Origin of the sequence: Thiorhodococcus mannitoliphagus, assembly GCF_010915725.1 — a bacterium.
GTDB classification, from domain to species: domain Bacteria; phylum Pseudomonadota; class Gammaproteobacteria; order Chromatiales; family Chromatiaceae; genus Thiorhodococcus; species Thiorhodococcus mannitoliphagus.
This window is the reverse complement of sequence record NZ_JAAIJR010000115.1, coordinates 1-16629: the sequence shown is the minus strand read 5'-3', so window position 1 is coordinate 16629 and position 16629 is coordinate 1. Positions and strand designations below refer to the sequence as shown.

The 16629-nt window shown below is 64.2% G+C and carries 17 protein-coding genes; 1 reads left to right on the top strand and 16 read right to left on the bottom strand.

What is annotated here, in order from left to right; translation table 11 throughout:
• Nucleotides 1–74: 74 nt before the first annotated feature.
• The 16 genes from G3480_RS20525 to G3480_RS20455 all read right to left on the bottom strand — a co-directional run bounded on the left by G3480_RS20525 (nt 75) and on the right by G3480_RS20455 (nt 15838).
• The gene (locus G3480_RS20525) at nt 75–320 is read right to left on the bottom strand and encodes a BrnA antitoxin family protein (RefSeq protein ID WP_164655759.1); all 246 of its coding nucleotides are present in this window, start codon (nt 318–320) and stop codon (nt 75–77) included.
• Nucleotides 321–325: 5 nt separating this feature from the next.
• On the bottom strand, nt 326–607 hold the full coding sequence (locus tag G3480_RS20520; protein ID WP_240905945.1) for a BrnT family toxin: 282 nt from the start codon (nt 605–607) through the stop codon (nt 326–328).
• A gap of 370 nt (nt 608–977) precedes the next feature.
• Nucleotides 978–1415 carry a hypothetical protein gene (locus G3480_RS20515; RefSeq protein ID WP_164655758.1) on the bottom strand — a complete coding sequence of 146 codons (438 nt, stop codon included), beginning with the start codon at nt 1413–1415 and terminating at the stop codon, nt 978–980.
• 5 nt (nt 1416–1420) lie between these two features.
• On the bottom strand, nt 1421–1675 hold the full coding sequence (locus G3480_RS20510; protein WP_164655757.1) for a type II toxin-antitoxin system Phd/YefM family antitoxin: 255 nt from the start codon (nt 1673–1675) through the stop codon (nt 1421–1423).
• A 233-nt stretch (nt 1676–1908) separates the two neighbouring features.
• Nucleotides 1909–2037, bottom strand: a complete 129-nt coding sequence (locus G3480_RS29060; RefSeq protein WP_276611732.1) for a hypothetical protein — start codon at nt 2035–2037, stop codon at nt 1909–1911.
• A 2-nt stretch (nt 2038–2039) separates the two neighbouring features.
• Nucleotides 2040–2330 (bottom strand): helix-turn-helix domain-containing protein, encoded by a 291-nt coding sequence (locus G3480_RS20505; RefSeq protein WP_164655756.1) that lies wholly within the window; start codon nt 2328–2330, stop codon nt 2040–2042.
• A complete protein-coding gene (locus G3480_RS20500; RefSeq protein WP_164655755.1) occupies nt 2314–2649 on the bottom strand; it encodes a type II toxin-antitoxin system RelE/ParE family toxin in 336 nt (111 codons plus the stop codon). The genes G3480_RS20505 and G3480_RS20500 overlap by 17 nt, the downstream gene beginning before the upstream one ends.
• 386 nt (nt 2650–3035) lie before the next feature.
• A complete protein-coding gene (locus G3480_RS20495) occupies nt 3036–4721 on the bottom strand; it encodes a SulP family inorganic anion transporter (protein WP_206171814.1) in 1686 nt (561 codons plus the stop codon).
• Between the two features lie 16 nt (nt 4722–4737).
• On the bottom strand, nt 4738–5619 hold the full coding sequence (locus tag G3480_RS20490) for a polyphosphate kinase 2 family protein (protein WP_164655753.1): 882 nt from the start codon (nt 5617–5619) through the stop codon (nt 4738–4740).
• A gap of 67 nt (nt 5620–5686) precedes the next feature.
• On the bottom strand, nt 5687–5896 hold the full coding sequence (locus G3480_RS20485) for a hypothetical protein (protein ID WP_164655752.1): 210 nt from the start codon (nt 5894–5896) through the stop codon (nt 5687–5689).
• Nucleotides 5897–5977: 81 nt separating this feature from the next.
• Nucleotides 5978–9112, bottom strand: a complete 3135-nt coding sequence (locus G3480_RS20480) for an efflux RND transporter permease subunit (RefSeq protein ID WP_164655751.1) — start codon at nt 9110–9112, stop codon at nt 5978–5980.
• 109 nt (nt 9113–9221) lie between these two features.
• Nucleotides 9222–10403: an efflux RND transporter periplasmic adaptor subunit gene (locus G3480_RS20475; protein ID WP_164655750.1), complete on the bottom strand. Its 1182-nt coding sequence runs from the start codon at nt 10401–10403 to the stop codon at nt 9222–9224.
• A gap of 438 nt (nt 10404–10841) precedes the next feature.
• A complete protein-coding gene (locus G3480_RS20470; protein ID WP_164655749.1) occupies nt 10842–12239 on the bottom strand; it encodes a sigma-54-dependent transcriptional regulator in 1398 nt (465 codons plus the stop codon).
• Entirely contained in the window at nt 12232–13650 is a 1419-nt protein-coding gene (locus G3480_RS20465) for an ATP-binding protein (protein ID WP_164655748.1), read from the bottom strand. Before G3480_RS20465 ends, G3480_RS20470 begins: the two co-directional genes overlap by 8 nt.
• A 983-nt stretch (nt 13651–14633) precedes the next feature.
• Complete coding sequence (locus tag G3480_RS20460; protein ID WP_164655747.1) at nt 14634–15392, bottom strand: COG4705 family protein; 759 nt, start codon at nt 15390–15392, stop codon at nt 14634–14636.
• A 92-nt stretch (nt 15393–15484) separates the two neighbouring features.
• On the bottom strand, nt 15485–15838 hold the full coding sequence (locus G3480_RS20455; RefSeq protein WP_164655746.1) for a PepSY domain-containing protein: 354 nt from the start codon (nt 15836–15838) through the stop codon (nt 15485–15487).
• A gap of 571 nt (nt 15839–16409) precedes the next feature.
• Between G3480_RS20455 and G3480_RS20450 the strand changes: the two genes are divergently transcribed.
• Nucleotides 16410–16556 (top strand): DUF3096 domain-containing protein, encoded by a 147-nt coding sequence (locus G3480_RS20450; RefSeq protein ID WP_206171813.1) that lies wholly within the window; start codon nt 16410–16412, stop codon nt 16554–16556.
• Nucleotides 16557–16629: the final 73 nt, after the last annotated feature.

The window sequence follows — 16629 nt, the reverse complement described above, 5'->3', positions numbered from 1 at the left end:
CGCCGACCGCCTGTGGACGAGAACGACACTCGATCCAGAGGAGGAGAAATTACGCATTCCGGCCTAGGTGGGGTTTAGCTTGCTTGCCTGAGTTCTTCGCGAACTACGCGACGCAGTGTGCTCTCCAGGTCAGTGCCCTGATTGCGCTGGATATGCCCCCGCAGTGCTTCGTTGATGAGTGTCTGGTAGTTGCCTCCACCAGCAACCTGATCGCGAAACCACTGGATGATTTCCGGGTCGAGCCGAATCGTGATCCGCTCCTTGCCGCTCTTGACGACCGGACCACTTTCAGCGCGGGAAAAATCGTACTCGTCTCGCATGATGATCACCTTTGTACATACACTCGGCGCTCCGACGGAGTTGCTGCGCGTGCAGAAATGATGCGAATCAGGCCATCGCAAGGCTGACTGTACACGACGACCAGCAGACGACGATGGACGTCTTCACCCACAAGCACATAGCGATGCTCGGTGGGGTGGTCGGGATCGAGCATGACCTTGCTGAGCGAGTCATAGAAACACTCCACCGCGTCGGCAAAGTCCACGCCGTGCTTGCGGCGATTCGCCTGCCGCTTGCTTTCATCCCACTCGAACTCGATGTCGTCCATTGCCATTCATTTGATTGTATGTACAAACGACCGACTTTACGAGTACCTTAGCAACGACACTGAGCATGAATCACGGTCCTCGGCGAAAGAGATCTGCCTGCTGCCGGTCCCCATCCGGCTTCCTATGCCCTGCCCACGGGTAGCAGCAATCAGAACTGAGCCAATGCTGCGCGGAGGGCAGCAAGCGAACGTGTAGGCGGATTGAGTCTACTCAGGCCTCCCGAAGGCACTGACGGCTCTACGGAGGAAAGCCGGCACCAGGCGACGTGGGTCGAACGACAGGAATCCGCGTTTTGCGGTAACCGGGAAGCGAGAGAGCAGTGGCGGCTTCTTGGCCACGCGGGAAGAAGAATGCTGATGTGCACGATCATCATTCGGTGCGTCGGACGAGAGAGGCTTGGCGAGCGACAACCAGGTCATGAAACTGGGTGATCACGTCTTTGAACAGGGTGCGCGGCAGGAGGCCATAGGCGACGGTCGTTGCATCGCCCGAGACCGTGGGGCGCAGATCCGGCCCCGGCCAGACGAAACGATTGGCCTCGGTCAGCACGATCCACGAGCGGTCATCGTCTAATCCCAGACGACGTTTGGTGGCGTGCGGGATCTCGACCGCCAGCGACGGATCGGACGGTGGCGTGTGCGTGACGGGCAAGACGGTGACCACCGGATCGCCGTGATCGTCCGTGGTGACCAGGATGACAGCACGGGGTCGGTCTTTGCGGCCTTCTTCGTGACCGCGCTGCTGTTCCGCTCGCCACAAATAGGCGTAGCGGATGACCAAGCTAGGAACGGGTGTCGGGAGCGGCATCCTTATCAGCGGCACTCATCGTCAAAGGCAGCCGCTTCGGGTGGCGGCTCGGTCTGGCGAATCGCCTCGAGGTCTGCGGCGGTGAAGTCGTCGAGGCCCAGGACCTCGCGATCACGCCGCTTCAGGCGGTGATACTCCTCGGCGGAGAGCACGACGAGGCGCTCACGGCCATTGCGGGTGATGGCGAGCGGCTCCTTGAGGGCCTCGTCTTGATAGCGTCCGAAATGGCGCTGGAAGTCGGCAGAGGTGATCGAGAGCATGGGCCGCGTCCTAAGAATTTGTGCTTTACGTATAATACAGACATAGACAGATAGTCTGGATCCGACTACAGCCGACGCCTGGGGACTGCAAAACGCGGAGAGCAGGCAGATGGCCCTTGACGTTGACCGGCAAGAAAGGCTCGGAGAGCGGACGCTCAATGAGGTGGCTCAGTGAGCACGAACAGGGCTCCTGCCTGCAGGTTGATGGAGAGGATTGGAAAGTCGACCTCGAGTCAGGTCGTGGGGCAGGCGGGGTCCGAGAAATCGACCGAGGGAAGCTTCAGCTTCCGTCCAGCGCCAACGACATCGGCGTCCAGTTCCGCGGTTTCCTCGGCTCTTGTCTTGCGGGCTTGTTTGGCCATGGCTAGTCCCTGAGATCCACGAAGAGATTCTTGCCGCAAGCGCGGGCATATTTGCGCAAGGTGGCAACTGACGGCGAGTGCTTGCCCGTCGCCAGCGCCCGCTCCAAGCGCGCGACCGCAGGCGCATGGGTTCCCATGCGCTCGGCGACCTGAGCCTGGGAAAGCCCCGCCTCGTGACGCGCCTTCAGTAACAGGTCGAGCAGGGCGAATTCCTCCCGCTCCAGGCGCTCGACCTCGGCTTGCACACCGGGACGCTGCATCAGCGTCTCGATCAGTTTATCGTGGGTCTGCATGGTGGATCTCCTTCATCCGCGCTTCGGCGAGACGCCGTTCGCGCACGGGTGTCTTGTTGGTCTTCTTCACAAAGCAGTGCAGCATCACGATTCGCTGTCCGACCTGCGTGCAGAAGAAGACACGCCCGATCCCATCGCCGCCTTTCAGACGTAGCTCGAACAAACCGTTACCGAATGCCTTGGTATGTGGCTCGCCCAGATTCGGACCAAAATCCAGCATGCGCCGAGTCAGGACGATATAGCGTGCAGCCAAGGTGTCGGGCAGCGCCGTGATCGCCGTCTGGACGGCCTCGCTGTAGTAGATGATGCTGTAGCTCACGCCGATAATGATAACAAATATGTTAGTGCTTTGCGCCGTAAAGGGTTTGCTGATCTCGATCTAGGGGAAGGCCACCTCCAACAGCCTGAGCCCGTCATGAGCCAGCGTCGGATAGCCGTCCTGGCTCTTCCACTTCTTGCGGCGAGGTTCCAGGGACAGGCTATGGAGTTCGAGACACGAGCCAACGTCCGCTATCTCGGCGACTGAGGACTCCAGCCGACGAAGCTTCCGTGTGCGGAATTGGGACATTGCGAGCTTAAGGGAAGCCTCAAACCGACCGAGGCCGGGGGATTGGCGACGGCGAAAGGGTCCGGCACGATCAGTGCGGATCAATCTGAGAATGTGTTGTGAAATAGAGTGAGCGACAACAGTGTCGCGCCGCCCAGTCATCGACCGCGATAGGCCGTCAGGACATCTTCCAGCGAGTCGAAGAGGACGTCCCGGCCCAGCAAGCGACCCAAAGCGGTCTGGCTTCCGTTTCCGACATCCTCCATCACCTGGGCGACGACGAACCGGATCCCCCGTTCCTTCAGCATGGCGTCGAGCGCGCGCAGGGTTTCTGCGGCCGAGAAGTCGACGTCGTCGATCGCTGAGGCATCTAGGCAGAACCAGCGCAGCGGCGGATCGGCGCCCTTCACCAGCGCCCTGACCTCCTCGGAGAGCTGACGGGCGTTAGCGTAGTAGGCGCTATGGGTGAAGCGGTAGATCAAGAGTCCCGGAGCCGCCTGGGCGCCGGTGGCGACGGGCTGGGCGTGCAAGGCGCCGGACCCAGTCGGGACGAGCACGGCGTTGCGCGGCCGATAGCCGCGTCGGGTGTGGTCGATCAGGGACAGCAGGATGGCGAGCAGGATGCCCTGCTCGACGCCAACCACCACGACCATGAGCATGGTCATGAGCGCCACCCAGAACTCCGAACGGCGATTCTGGTAGATCTTACGCAGCCCTTTGAGATCGATCAGGTCCAAGCCGATGAGAAAGACGACGGCCGAGAGCGCTGCCTCTGGCACAAAGGCCAGCGGCACCGTCAGAAACAGCAGGACGAGCAAGACGACCAGCGCCGCCACAAGCATCGAGAGCTGCGTCCGACCACCCGCGCTGTCGACCATCTGGGTCTTGGTCGGGCTGCCGTTGATGACGAAGGTCCCGGAGAGACCGGCGCCGAGATTCGCCAGTCCCAGTCCGACCAGATCGCGCGCCTCGCTCATCCGCTCCTCATAACGCACGGCATAGGCGCGCGAGGTGGCCGCGCTCTGGGCCAGGATGACGACGAACATGGCGAAGGCCGTCGGCGCCAGGGTGCTGATGAGGTTCCAGCTCCAGGTGACCTGCGGCAACCCGATCCGGGGCAGGCCGCCGGGCACCTCACCCAGCACCGGGACCAGCCGCCCGAGGTCCAGCATCCAGCTCAGGGCGATGGCGCCGACGATGGCGATCAAGGGGCCGGGGATCCGCCGGGAGAGCCTCTTTGCGCCCAGGCTGACGGCCAGCACGCCGAGCCCGATCGCCAAGGCATGGAGGTTGACCTGATCGAGCTGCCGGACGTCGGCCCAGAGCCGGGCGAAGGTCCCCTGTCCGCCGCCGGGGAGTCCCAGCAACCCGCTGGCCTGCCCGAGCGCGACCTGAATCCCCACGCCGGTCAGGAAGCCGATCAGCACGGTGCGCGAGAGGAAATCCGCCATGAAGGCGAGTCCGATCAGCCGCGCCAGGATGAGCAGGCAGCCTGCCATGAGCGCGAGCAGGCCGGCGAGGGCCAGATAGCTGTCCGATCCCTGTGGGGCGACGCCCAGAAGGCCCGCCGCCAGGATGGCCGCCGTCGCGGAATCCGCACCCACGACCAGGTGCCGCGAGGATCCAAAGAGGGCGAAGAGGCTCATGGGGATGAGCATGGTGTAGAGCCCGGTGATCACCGGAGTGCCGGCGATCTGGGTGTAGCCCATGACCTCGGGGATGGCGAGCGCGGCGAGGGTCAGGCCGGCAAGGATTTCACCTGAGAGCCGGGCAGACCCGAGCGGCAGGACGCCGCCGAGGACCGGCCAGCTTAGGCGCTTCGAAGGGCTTTCCGACCCAGCCACGGCCCCGCCTGGGTCATCACTGACCCTTGTGATGATGCTCGCCCGGCTCTGACCTACCCCCCTGCCCCTCCGCATCGACCAGGGCATGGTACTTCTTGCGAATCTCCGCAATGTCGACGCTCGGCTCGGGAAAGCGCATGTCCAGGGACTCCAGCGTCTCGGCGACGATCCGCGCGATGGCCAGGTTGCGGAACCACTTGTGGTTGGCCGGGATGATGAACCAAGGAGCCTGGTCCGTGCTGCACTGACTCAAGGCATCCTCGAAGGCCGCAGTGTACTCATCCCAATAGGGGCGCTCCGCGTAGTCGCCGTCGCTGATCTTCCAGTGCCGGGCGGGGTCGTCGAGCCGCTGCTTGAAGCGTGCGAGCTGCTCCTCAGGGTCGATGTGGAGATAGAACTTGAGGATGTGCGTCCCGTTCTCATGAAGCATCCGCTCGAAGGCATTGATCTGCGCGTAGCGCTTCGACCAGACCGTCTTGGACACCAGGTCATGCACCCGCACCACCAGCACATCCTCATAGTGCGAGCGGTTGAAGATGGCGACCTGACCGCGCGCCGGCGCGGCCTTGTGATAGCGCCAGAGGAAGTCATGCCCCGCCTCCTCCGCTGAAGGCACCTTGAAGCCGGTGACCCGGCAGCCCTGCGGATTCATGGCGCCGAGGACATGCTTGATGGTGCCGTCCTTCCCGGCCGCATCCCGCCCCTGGAGGCAGATGAGCAGCGAGCGCTTGCCTTCGGCGTACATCCGATACTGCAACTCGCGCAGCCTGTCGCGATCGCGCTCGATCTCCGGCAGCGCCTGGGTGTGAGATTCGTGGCGGTCCTTGAAGCTAGCATCGACGCGGCTCAGATCGACCTTGCTGCCGGGCTCGACGCGAAATCGCTTGGCGTAGTTCATGGCTGTCTTCTCCCTCACCGGGAGGTCGCTCTCAAAGATCTCGGCGACCGCGATACCTCAGGCTGACTCAGGATCCCGCGGCACGGCGGCGCAAGTCCTCCTCGACGGCGTCCAACGCCTGGCGAATGGCGGTCAGAATCATGGTGTCGGAGAGATCCTGATCGAGGTCGGGCACGTCCCAGGCGAAGATCGAACGGTACTTCTCGACCAGGTGTCTGACGTCACCAACCAGCTGACTGTTGTGAGCTGCTAGCTCCAATTGCTCCATCGTTGCCATGGAATCGCTCCTCTTGGGTTAGATTTCTTTCCACAAAACACCGCCGCTTTTGCGACAGTGCGACCCCGCCTTGACGAGGGCTCAGCCGCTCGGCGGATGTTTTTCCCCCTCATGATGCTCCAGCTTGTCCCCCATCAAACGACGCACGGCCACGAAGAAGACGGGCACGAAGAGGACCCCGAGCAGGGTGGCGCCCAGCATGCCGCCCATGACCCCTGTGCCAATGGCATGGCGGCTGTTGGCGCCGGCGCCGCTGGAGATGACCAGCGGTGTGACGCCGAGGATGAAGGCGATGGAGGTCATGAGGATGGGGCGAAAGCGCAGCCGGCAAGCCTCCAGGGTGGACTCCAGCAGACTGCGCCCGGACTGGTGCATGGTGTTGGCGAACTCGATGATGAGGATGGCGTTCTTGGCCGAGAGACCGATGACGGCGATGAGCCCGACCTTGAAATAGACATCGTTCTCCAGACCGCGAAACCAGGTGAGGCTGAGCGCGCCCAGCACGCCCAGCGGAACCACCAGGATCACCGCCGCCGGCACCGACCAGCTCTCGTAGAGCGCGGCCAGGGCGAGAAAGACGACCAGCAGCGAGAGTCCGAAGAGGATGGGCGCCTGCTGCCCAGAGATGATCTCCTGGAGCGAGGCGCCGGACCACTCGTAGCCGATGCCCTGGGGCAGGTCGTCGCGGACGATCTCCTCCATGGCCGCCATCGCCTCGCCCGAGCTGCGGCCAGGGGCCGCGCCACCGTTGATCTGGACCGCCGCGTAGCCGTTGTAATGGTCGATGGCTGGCGGCGCCGTGGTCCAGGTCGGGGTGACCACACTGCTCAGGGGCACCATGTCATCGATACCGCCCTTGCTGCTCGGGATGTAATAGCGGTCGAGATCCTCGGGGCGGCTGCGATAGGCTGCGTCCGCTTGCAGCAAAACCTTGAGCACCCGCCCCTGGTAGTTGAAGTCATTGGCATAAACTGGCGCGAGCATGAGCTGGATGGCGCTGTAGATATCGGTCAGCGACAGCCCCATGGCCTGGGCCTGGATACGGTCCACCTTGAGGTGGACCTCGGGGGCGTCCTCCAGTTGGTTGGGGCGCACCCCGGCTAGGACCGGGTTCTGGCCCGCGGCTGCGAGCAGTGCATTGCGCGCCTCGACCAACTTGTCATGACCGACCCCGGCGCGGTCCTCCAGACGGAAGTCGAAGCCGCCGAAACGTCCCAGTCCGCGCACCGTCGGCATGTTGACCACGAAGATGCGCGCGCCCTCGATCGCCTGCACGGCGCCGTTGGCCGCCTGAATGACGGCCTTGATCTGTTCGTTCGGCGCGGTGCGCTCATCCCAGGGTTTGAGCCGGAGGAACCCCAGGCCGACGTTCTCGCCCTGGCCGACGAAGCTGAAACCGGCCACGTCCAACACCTTGTCGATGCCTGGGAGCTTGGCCAGGATGGTCTCCATCTCGCGCAGCACCTCGCCGGTGCGCTCCATGTTGGCGCCGGGGGGCAGCTGGATGATGGCGAAGGCGTAGCCCTGATCCTCCTCGGGCAGGAAGCTGGTGGGCAGTCGCGCATAGAGGAAGGCGGCGAGGACGGCCAGCGCGATGAAGGCCACCATCCAGCGCGGGGTATGGCGGATCGACTGGCCCACCCGCGCCAGATAGGCCCCGGCCAGCCAGCCATAGCCGCGATTGAAGCCGCGCAGGAACCAGTTCGGCCGCTCGTGCTCCGGTTTCAGCAGGGTGGCGCAGAGCGCCGGGGTGAAGCTCAGCGCCATGAGCGCCGAGATCCCCATGGAGATGGCGATGGTCAGCGAGAACTGCCGATAGATGGCCCCCACGCTGCCGCTCACCAGGGCCATGGGGATGAAGACCGCCGCCAGCACCAGGGTCATGGCGATGACCGCCCCGGTGATCTGATCCATGGCCTTGCGCGCCGCCTCCTTGGGTGACAGCCCCTCCTCGGTCATGAGCCGCTCGACGTTCTCCACCACCACGATGGCGTCGTCCACCACAAGACCGATGGCCAGGACCAGCCCGAAGAGACTGAGCACATTGATCGAAAAGCCCGCCAGATACATGCCGGCGAAGGCGCCGGTCAGGGCCACCGGCACCACCAGGGTCGGGATCAGGGTCGCGCGCAGATTCTGTAGGAACAACAGGATGACCAGGAACACCAGCACCACCGCCTCGGCCAGGGTCTTGACGACCTCCTGGATGGAGATACGCACGAACTGGGTGCTGTCATAGGGGGTGACCCAGGTCACCCCGGCCGGGAAATAGCGGGTGAGTTGATCCATCTTGGCGCGCACCGCCGCCGCCACGTCCAGGGCGTTGGCGTCCGGGGCGAGTTGGATGGCGAAACCGGCGATGGGGTCGCCGCCCAGATGCACGTCGTGCCCGTAGGCCTCGGCGCCGAGGCCGATGCGGGCAACGTCCTTGAGTCGCACATTGCTGCCGTCGGCATTGGCCCGCAGGATGATGGCACCGAACTCATCCACGCTGGTGAAGCGGCTGGCGGCGCTGACCGAGGCGGTGAAACCCTGACCGGGCAAGGCGGGTTCGGAACCGATGGACCCGGCGGCGATCTGGACGTTCTGCGCGCGCACCGCGTCGAGCGCGTCGGCGGCGCTCAGGCCGTAGCCGCGCAGCTTGTCCGCATCGAGCCAGATACGCATGGCGTAACCCGAGCCGAACTGGGTCGCCCCGCCCACCCCCGGCAGGCGCCGGATGGGATCCAGGATCTGGGAGGCGATCAGATTGTTCAGGGCATAGCTGTCCATTCCAGCGCCCTCGGACTTGAGCGCCACCACCATCAGGAAGTCGTTATTGGCCTTGGCCACGGTGATGCCGTTGCGGACCACCTCCTCGGGCAGACGGGGCTCGGCCAGGCCCAGACGGTTCTGGACCTGTACCTGGGCGATATCCGGATCGGTGCCGGTCAGGAAGGTCAGGGTGATCTGGACCGTGCCATTGGAGCGCGAGGTGGACTCGAAATAGAGCAGATTGTCCACTCCAGTGAGCTGCTGCTCGATGACCGAGGTGACGGTCTTCTCGACCACCTCCGCGCTGGCCCCCGGATAGGAAGCGCTGATGCTGACCTGGGGCGGGGCGATCGGCGGATAGGCCGACACCGGCAGCTCGAAGATCGCCACGGTGCCGCTCAGGGTGATGAGGATGGCGATGACCCAGGCGAAGATGGGGCGGTCGATGAAGAAACGTGGCATGGGGTATCAGTTGGCAGTTGGCAGTTGGCAGTTGGCAGTTGGCAGTTAGCAGTTAGCAGTTGGCAGTTGGCATGCACAAGACCACGCATACCGCTCCGGACGCGATTATCTAACCAGCCTTTTCCCCGTCAGCCGGCGGCTCCGCTGGCGCAACCTTTGCCATCGCGCCTGGCTTGACCTTCTGCAGCCCCTTGACGATGACTTGATCTCCCTCGGCCAGATCGCCGGTCAGGATCCAATCCCGGCGAGTCATCCCGTGACTCTCGACCCGGCGCTGCTCGACCTTGCCCTCGGCGTTCAGGACCATGACATAGGCGCCTTGCGCATCCCGCGCCAATGCCGGCTGCGGCAAGAGAGCGGCCTGATCCAAGTGCCCCGTGGTCAGACGCAGGGTGACGAACATCCCGGGCAGCAGGGCGCGATGCGGATTGGGCAAGGTGGCACGCAGCGACACGGCGCCGGTCCCTGGATCCACCGCCAGGTCGGAGAAGTCCAGCGTCCCTGACTTTGAATAGGCGTCATCGCCGGGGAGTTGAACCTCGACGGACGTCTTGGTCTCCAATGCGGACACCCCTGCCCCCTGGGCGTCGACCGCCATCTCTTGCAGTTCGGTCAACTCCTGAACCGACTGGCTGAAATTGACATAGATGGGATCGATCTGTTCCACCGTCGTCAAGAGCGTCGCCTCGTTCTGACCCACGAGCGCGCCCTCGGTCACCAGGGCGCGGCCGGCACGACCCGCGATGGGCGCGCGGACCGTGGCATAGCTCAGATCGAGCCGGGCGCCATCAACATTGGCGCGCGCCTGCTTGACGGCCGCCGCGGTGGTCCGCTCGGCGGCCTGGGCGGTATCCAGGTCCTGCTGCGAAATGGTCTTTTTCTCGCGCAGCTCCTGATAACGCTTGGCCGTCAGGGCGGCGTTGACGGCATCCGCCTCGGCCTTGGCCAGCGCCGCCTCCTCGGCCTTGAGCTTGGCCTCCAACTGGGCCGGATCGATCCGGAACAGCACCTGGCCCTGCTTGACATCGGTGCCCTCGGTGTAGACCCGTTCGAGGACGATGCCCGCCACCCGCGCGCGCACCTGTGCGGTGCGGGTCGCGGCCAGGCGCCCAACCAGCTCACGGGTCAGGGGCACCGACTGGACATGCGCCGTCACCACCGACACCTCGGGCGTGGGCATTTGCGCGCCCTTTCCGGGACCTGCCCCCTGCCCCGACGGCTGATTACAGGCGACCAAGAATGAGGCACTCATGCCGAAGACCAGAGCGCGCAACAAAATCGATCTCGTCATGGAAGCTCCAGACTGGCGTTATGAAAATGATTCGAATCCCACATGAGCGACCTAAATATTGGCTGTTCGGTCACCCGGTCAAGCAAGTGGCGTGACCACCCGTGCTGTCGCGGGATCCTCGGCATCATCGTCTGCGATGCGGCGGACAGTCTACCCTACTCATTGGACGACGAAATTTTGGGAGGGCTGTGAGTTGTTCCCGGGCTTTAGAAAGTGCCCATCAATTGTTTCCCGATGCGAGCGATACCGCTCGAAATCCCCCCTGCCCCCTTTGCGAAAGGGGGGAAGTCGACGAAATTTTGGGAGGGCTGTGAGTTGCTCCCGGGCTTAGAAAGTGCCCATCAATTGTTTCCAGATGCGAGCGATACCGCTCGAAATCCCCCCTGGCCCCCCTTTGCGAAAGGGGGGAAGTTGTTGATGGGCACTTTCTTAGCGGCCTCAATCGCTCACCTTCAAGCCATACTTCTGCACCCGATACCGCAGCTTCTCCCGCGTCGTGCCAAGCACGCGCGCGCTTAGGCTCACGTTCTCGGAGTTACGCCGCAGCACCTCGGTGAGGATGGCGCACTCCATCCCGTCCAGACTGACACTGCCGTCCAAGGGCAGGCAGATACGGTCCTCGTCGACGACACCCCAGAGCGGAGCTTCGGTCGCGGATGCGGCCTCGCCCAGGTGCAGCCAGCGCTCCGGGAAGACGGGACCGTCGGCGAGGAGGACGCAGCGCTCGACCAGGTTCCTCAGCTCGCGCACGTTACCGGGCCAGTGGTAGGCGCTAAGGCGGCTCCAGACGACGGGCGGGACGGTCTCGACGCGATGCCCGGAGCGGGCGTTGAACTCCTGAATGAGGACGGGCAGCAGGTCTTCTAGGTCTTCCTTGCGGTCGCGCAGCGCGGGGGCTTCGAGGCGGAAGACGGCGAGACGGTGGTAGAGGTCGGCGCGAAAGGCGCCCTCGGCCACGCGCTGCTCAAGCGCTTGATTGGTCGCGGCGATGACCTGGAGGTCGATCTCCAGCTCGCGCTCGCCGCCGACGCGGCGGATGCGATGGTCCTCGATGGCCTTCAGCAGCTTGGCCTGGAGATCCAGCTCCAGCTCGCCGAGTTCGTCGAGAAAGAGGGTGCCGCCGTTGGCCTGCTCAATGAGTCCACGCCGCCGGCCCTTAGCGCCGGTGAAGGCACCCGCTTCGTGACCGAAGAGTTCGGCCTCCATCAGGTCTCTGGGCAGGGCGGCGCAGTTGACCTCGATCAGCGGGGCCGAGGCACGTGGGCCCGCGTTGTGAAGGATGCGCGCCATCAGCCCCTTGCCCGTCCCTGTCTCACCCGTGATGACGAGGCCGGAAAAGGGCACCTTCGAGAGCCGTTCGAGCATGTCGCGGACCTCGCGCGCCGCCTGGCTGTGGCCGATGAAGGCCTGGGGCGAGTAGCGGCTGCCGCGCATGCGCTCTTCATCGCGCAGCCGGCGTTGGGCAAGCGCGCTGCGCTTGGCACCGGCGACGACGATCTGCAGCCGCTCCAGCTCGCAGGGCTTCTCCAGAAAGTCGAAGGCGCCGAGCTTGAGGGCGCGCACCGACTCTGGGATGCCGCCATAGGCGGTGAGGAAGATCCACTCTCCCCCGACCCCGCGCCCGCGCACCTTCTCCAGCAGGTCCAGGGCGTTGCCGTCCGGCAGGTTCATGTCCGAGAGCACGACCAGCGGCTCCAGGTTGCGCTCGAACAGGAAGCGCTCCGCCTCGGCAAGATCGAAGGCTTGGACGGCATCCCAGCCGCTCGATGCCAGCTCTCCGCACAGCTCGGCGCCCAGCAGGCGCTCATCCTCGATAATCAGCAGGGATTCAGGCATGGGAAGTCGCTCCGGTGGGCTCGGGGGGGCGGTAGGGCAGACGCAGGGTCACGGCCGCGCCCTGCGGTGCCTGGTTGGCGAGATGCAGATCGCCATCGTGGTCGCGCACGAAGCGGCGCACCATGGCGAGCCCCAGGCCGCTGCCGCCCTGGCGGCCGGTAGCGAAGGGGCGGATCCCAACGCGCAGCAGATCCTCGGGAAATCCGGGTCCGGAGTCGGTGACGCTGACGCTCAGCTCACCGCTCTCCAGGCTGGCGGTGAGCTGAATGCGCCCCCCGCCCGGCATTGCCTGGACGGCATTGAGGACCAGATTGAGCAGGGCCTGACGCAGACCGGCGGCGGGCAGCAGACAGCGCAGGTCGCTCGGAACCTGGGCGTCGATGGCGATTCGGTCCGGGATCTGATAGCGCAGCAGGGTCAGCAGTTCGTCGATGAGCTGGTCAACGGCGACGACCTCCAGGGGCTCGGGCAGATGGCGCGCCGCGTCCACCTGGCTGGTGAGCAGGTGATTGATGCGCTTGAGCTCGTCGATGACCGCGGCGATACGGGCCGCGTGCTCACCCTCCCCCAGCGCCCGGTGCAGCTTGCTGCACGCCATCTGGATACCGGCGAGCGGGTTGCGCAGCTCATGCGCCAGGCCAGCGGAGACGGCGCCGACGGCGGCCAGGCGTTCGGCGCGGCCCAGCTCGCGGCTCTGGGCGAGCAGCGCAGCGGTGGCGTGGCGCACCTCCTGCTCCAGGGTCTGCTCGCGGTCGCAATGTTCGGCCTCCAGCGCCTGCAGGCGCGCGACCAGCTCGTTGTAGCTGTGAAAGGCGGGGTGCGCGACCGCGTCGATCTCGCCGATGATGGCCTCGGGGACGGCGCGATAGTCCTTCCGCGCGAGGCGGGCCAGCAGGTCCTCCATTGCCCTCAGCGGCTGTTTGACACGCCCTCGGATAAACAGCAGCGAGACCCCCAAGAGGAGCGGACCGATCAGCAACAGCAGGACCGTCAGCTTGATCTCGACCATCGCATCCCGTCCGATTTGGGTCAGCAGCCAGTCATGTCGCTCCCGCTCACCATCGAGCACCTGACGGACCTCGGCGAGCGTCTGAAACAGCAGGTCGACCGAGCCTGCCTGCGCATCGCCAAGCTGGATCCTGACACGATTCAGCCGCGTCACAGTCTCAGGGTGCAGCGCACCCTCCAGGCCTGCGATCTCTTGGACCTCATCGCGAAGTTCGACCAGCTCGGAGCGCGCGATCGGCGTCCCGCGCAGACCCTTGAGCAGTGCCTGCTCCATCTGCAATCCAAGGCTCTGGATCCGCTCGACATGAGCGAGGTGCGCCTGGATCGGCTCCAGGCGCTCCAAACTGCGCCAGGAGAAGAAGAGCATGCCGATCAGAACGGCGATGACCAGGCCGACAGACATCCAGAGCGGGATCCAGAACATCCGTCGGACCGTGAATGAACCCATCTCTGGGCTGACTTCGGCGGAACCGCGATTCCTGTTCGACATTTTCTTGCGTGACCTCTCTTTCGGAATGGCCTCCACCAAGCCACTGACCGATCGGTTGGCTAAGGTCCAAGCACGGCGGCTCGGGGATCGCGAACGGGGTCATGGTGCCGACCCATCCGGGGTTTGCATCGACGCTTGCGAAGTGCGCTGGAAACCAGATGAGCAAACTTCGTACCGCCCGAGGCTTGGCCTGCCGCTCGGGGGGGCAGGCCGATGATCCGCCGCCGGCTGGTTCACTACAACCAACCTGGGGCGCATCAACCAGGACAGCCGCTGCTTAGATCATTGTCAACGGATCAACGAGGAGAGGGCACGGCCCCAACGTCGGCCAAAGCAAAGCGCCTGTGCCTGCACAGCTCACTGCGGGATCAACGCCCATCCTAAGAAAGTGACCATCAACAACTTCCCCCCTTTCGCAAAGGGGGGCTAGGGGGGATTTCGGGCGGGATCGCTCGTATCGGGAAACAATTAATGGGCGCTTTCTAAGTCGGACAGACTCCGTCGTCGGCGCCGAGGTCCAGCCCCTAGGAGCCTGTCCGACTTGGAGGGATCGAAGCGAGGAAGTGGGAGAGCGAGGCCATTTCGTTCCGGTTTTGAGGCGCATAGTGGTTCTATGTCACGAAAAAACGGGGCGAAAGGGACCCTTCTCCCGATTCCGCAGCCGATGCATCCTAAGTCGGACAGGCTCCTCGATAGGGTCCTCGACCGCGTCGCGGGCGGTGATGACCAGCAGGAGAGGCATCAGGTGCTCCCTGAGATGGGGGAGAACCCTTAGAAGCTGTCTGTAAACTCAAGGGGCGATTCTAGTCGCCCCTGGCACTGGCGATAGGGCGAATGAATTCGCCCCGGCTCGGGCGATTGGAATACTCAGACAGCCTCTTAGGCCCCTCCTCAGCTCAGTGCGCCGTCTCGGCCGGCCGATGTCGAAACAGCAGGAGGCAGGCCGCGATGAAGACGATCAACGCCAATGACGCCGAGTAGCGGCTCAAGGCCAGTCCGCCAGCGGCCAGTGGCTTGTCGAGCAGGTCTCCGAGCACCGCGCCCAGGGGGCGTGTGAGGATGAACGCCAGCCAGAACAGCAGGGTCCGCGAAACCTTGGTCTTGTAGTAGGCCAGGGTCAAGAGCGCCAGCAAGGCACCAAAGATGAGCGCCCCGCCCTCGTAGCCGAGGCCCGCGGTATCCGCCGTCCAATCGCCCAGCGCGGTGCCCAGGGTCTGTGAAAACATGATGGTGACCCAGTAGAACATCTCCGCCTTCGGCGTGCGGATAGACTCGACCGAAAGGCTCCCGAGCGTCCGATACCAGAGCGCCAGAGAGGCGATCAACAGCAGCAGGAGCAGCGAGCTGCCACCCGCATAGCCGATGCCGAGCGAGCGGTCGGCGAAGTCAGCCAGGGTCGTGCCAACCGTGGTCGTCGCGATGATGGTCGTCCAATAGAGCCAGGGGTGGAATCCCTTGGCCTTGATCTGGGCGGCGACCGCGACCAGGAAGACGCCGGCGAAGATCAGGGTGCCGACCAGGTAGCCGAGGTTCATGGACATGGAGACCGCGTCTCCGCCGGTCTCGCCGAGTGTCGTTGCAGCAATCTTGATCACCCAGAAGAGCAAGGTGACCTCGGGGACCTTGCTCAGGGCGGTTTCATGGATGGTCTTCATGGCTTGGGGCTCCTTGAGTCTTGGCATGCGAGGAATGGGGGGATCGGGCATCTGGGGCGCTCGTTCAGCCCCAGACGCCCGCGCCTCGGAGATCAACCCTCCCCTTCGTCACCGCCCTCGCGGTCCTCGTCATCGCCCTGATCCATCTTGTCAGGCACGGCGCTGAGCACCTTCCCGGTCGTGGGGTCCACCTCGACATCCATGACGGTGTCGCCCTTGACGACCTCGACGTCGAAGACCCAACGGCCTTGGTCCTGCTCATACTCGGCCTTGGACGCCTTGCCGCCGATGTGCTGCTCCGCGGCGACCACGGCCTGAGTGAGGCTGATCGGCGCATCGGTGATACCGAGCGCATCGTTCTGCTCGCTGCTCGCGGCGTAGGCGCCGCCAAGGCTGGACAGACAGAGCGTCGTGATGGCTAGGGTGGAATAGAGCTTGGCTTTCATGATCATCGCCTCTCGTCAGTCACGCGGGGATTCGCGTGAGGGTCAGGATAGCGATCGAGAATTAGCGCAGACTTAGGGCGCAAGGAGGATCTGGAAAATCTGCTGCCGGTGCTCATCTCGGACTCCGCTTTCCCGCCCGGCCCGTCCAATCACCGCTCTGGTGCGCTAGCCCCAGGCGCACCAAGGCAGCCTGGGGCATATGAGCCAGCCACCTCGCTTCGTACCCTCCCTCAACCGCAAGACCAAGCGCTGACAGATGATCCGGAATCGGCATGGTCGATGCTTAAGGACAATGGGGACGCGGCCTCACCAGGCAGCGCCTGCGATCAACAACACCATGACGGAGTTCACCCCATGCACAGCAGCCCCCGAGCCCGCACGCTCACGCTGGCGCTTCTGACCGAGGCCCTGATGCGCACCATCAAGACAACACAGAGGAGAGGGCCTCGCAGAAAAAACCCAAGCAGCTCCGGGGCCGGATAAGGCCAAGTAGCCTAAGCTGAAACCCGATGGTCGCGCTTGGCGCCGCCGATGCCGCCCTCTTCCCATCCGACCAATGGAGACATCTATCATGAACCTCATGCTGATATCGCCTCTCATCGCCTTGCTTTCGGGTATTGCGATCCTGATCTGGCCACGCCTGCTCAACTACATTGTCGCCTTCTATCTGATCCTATTCGGAGCGCTCGGTATCTTGCTGCAGTTACAGATGCCCTAGTGCAACAGAGTGGAAATCCCGAGACTGTTTAATCATTCATGCCGCGAGCGGCTTTCCCTCATAGGTCCAGCGG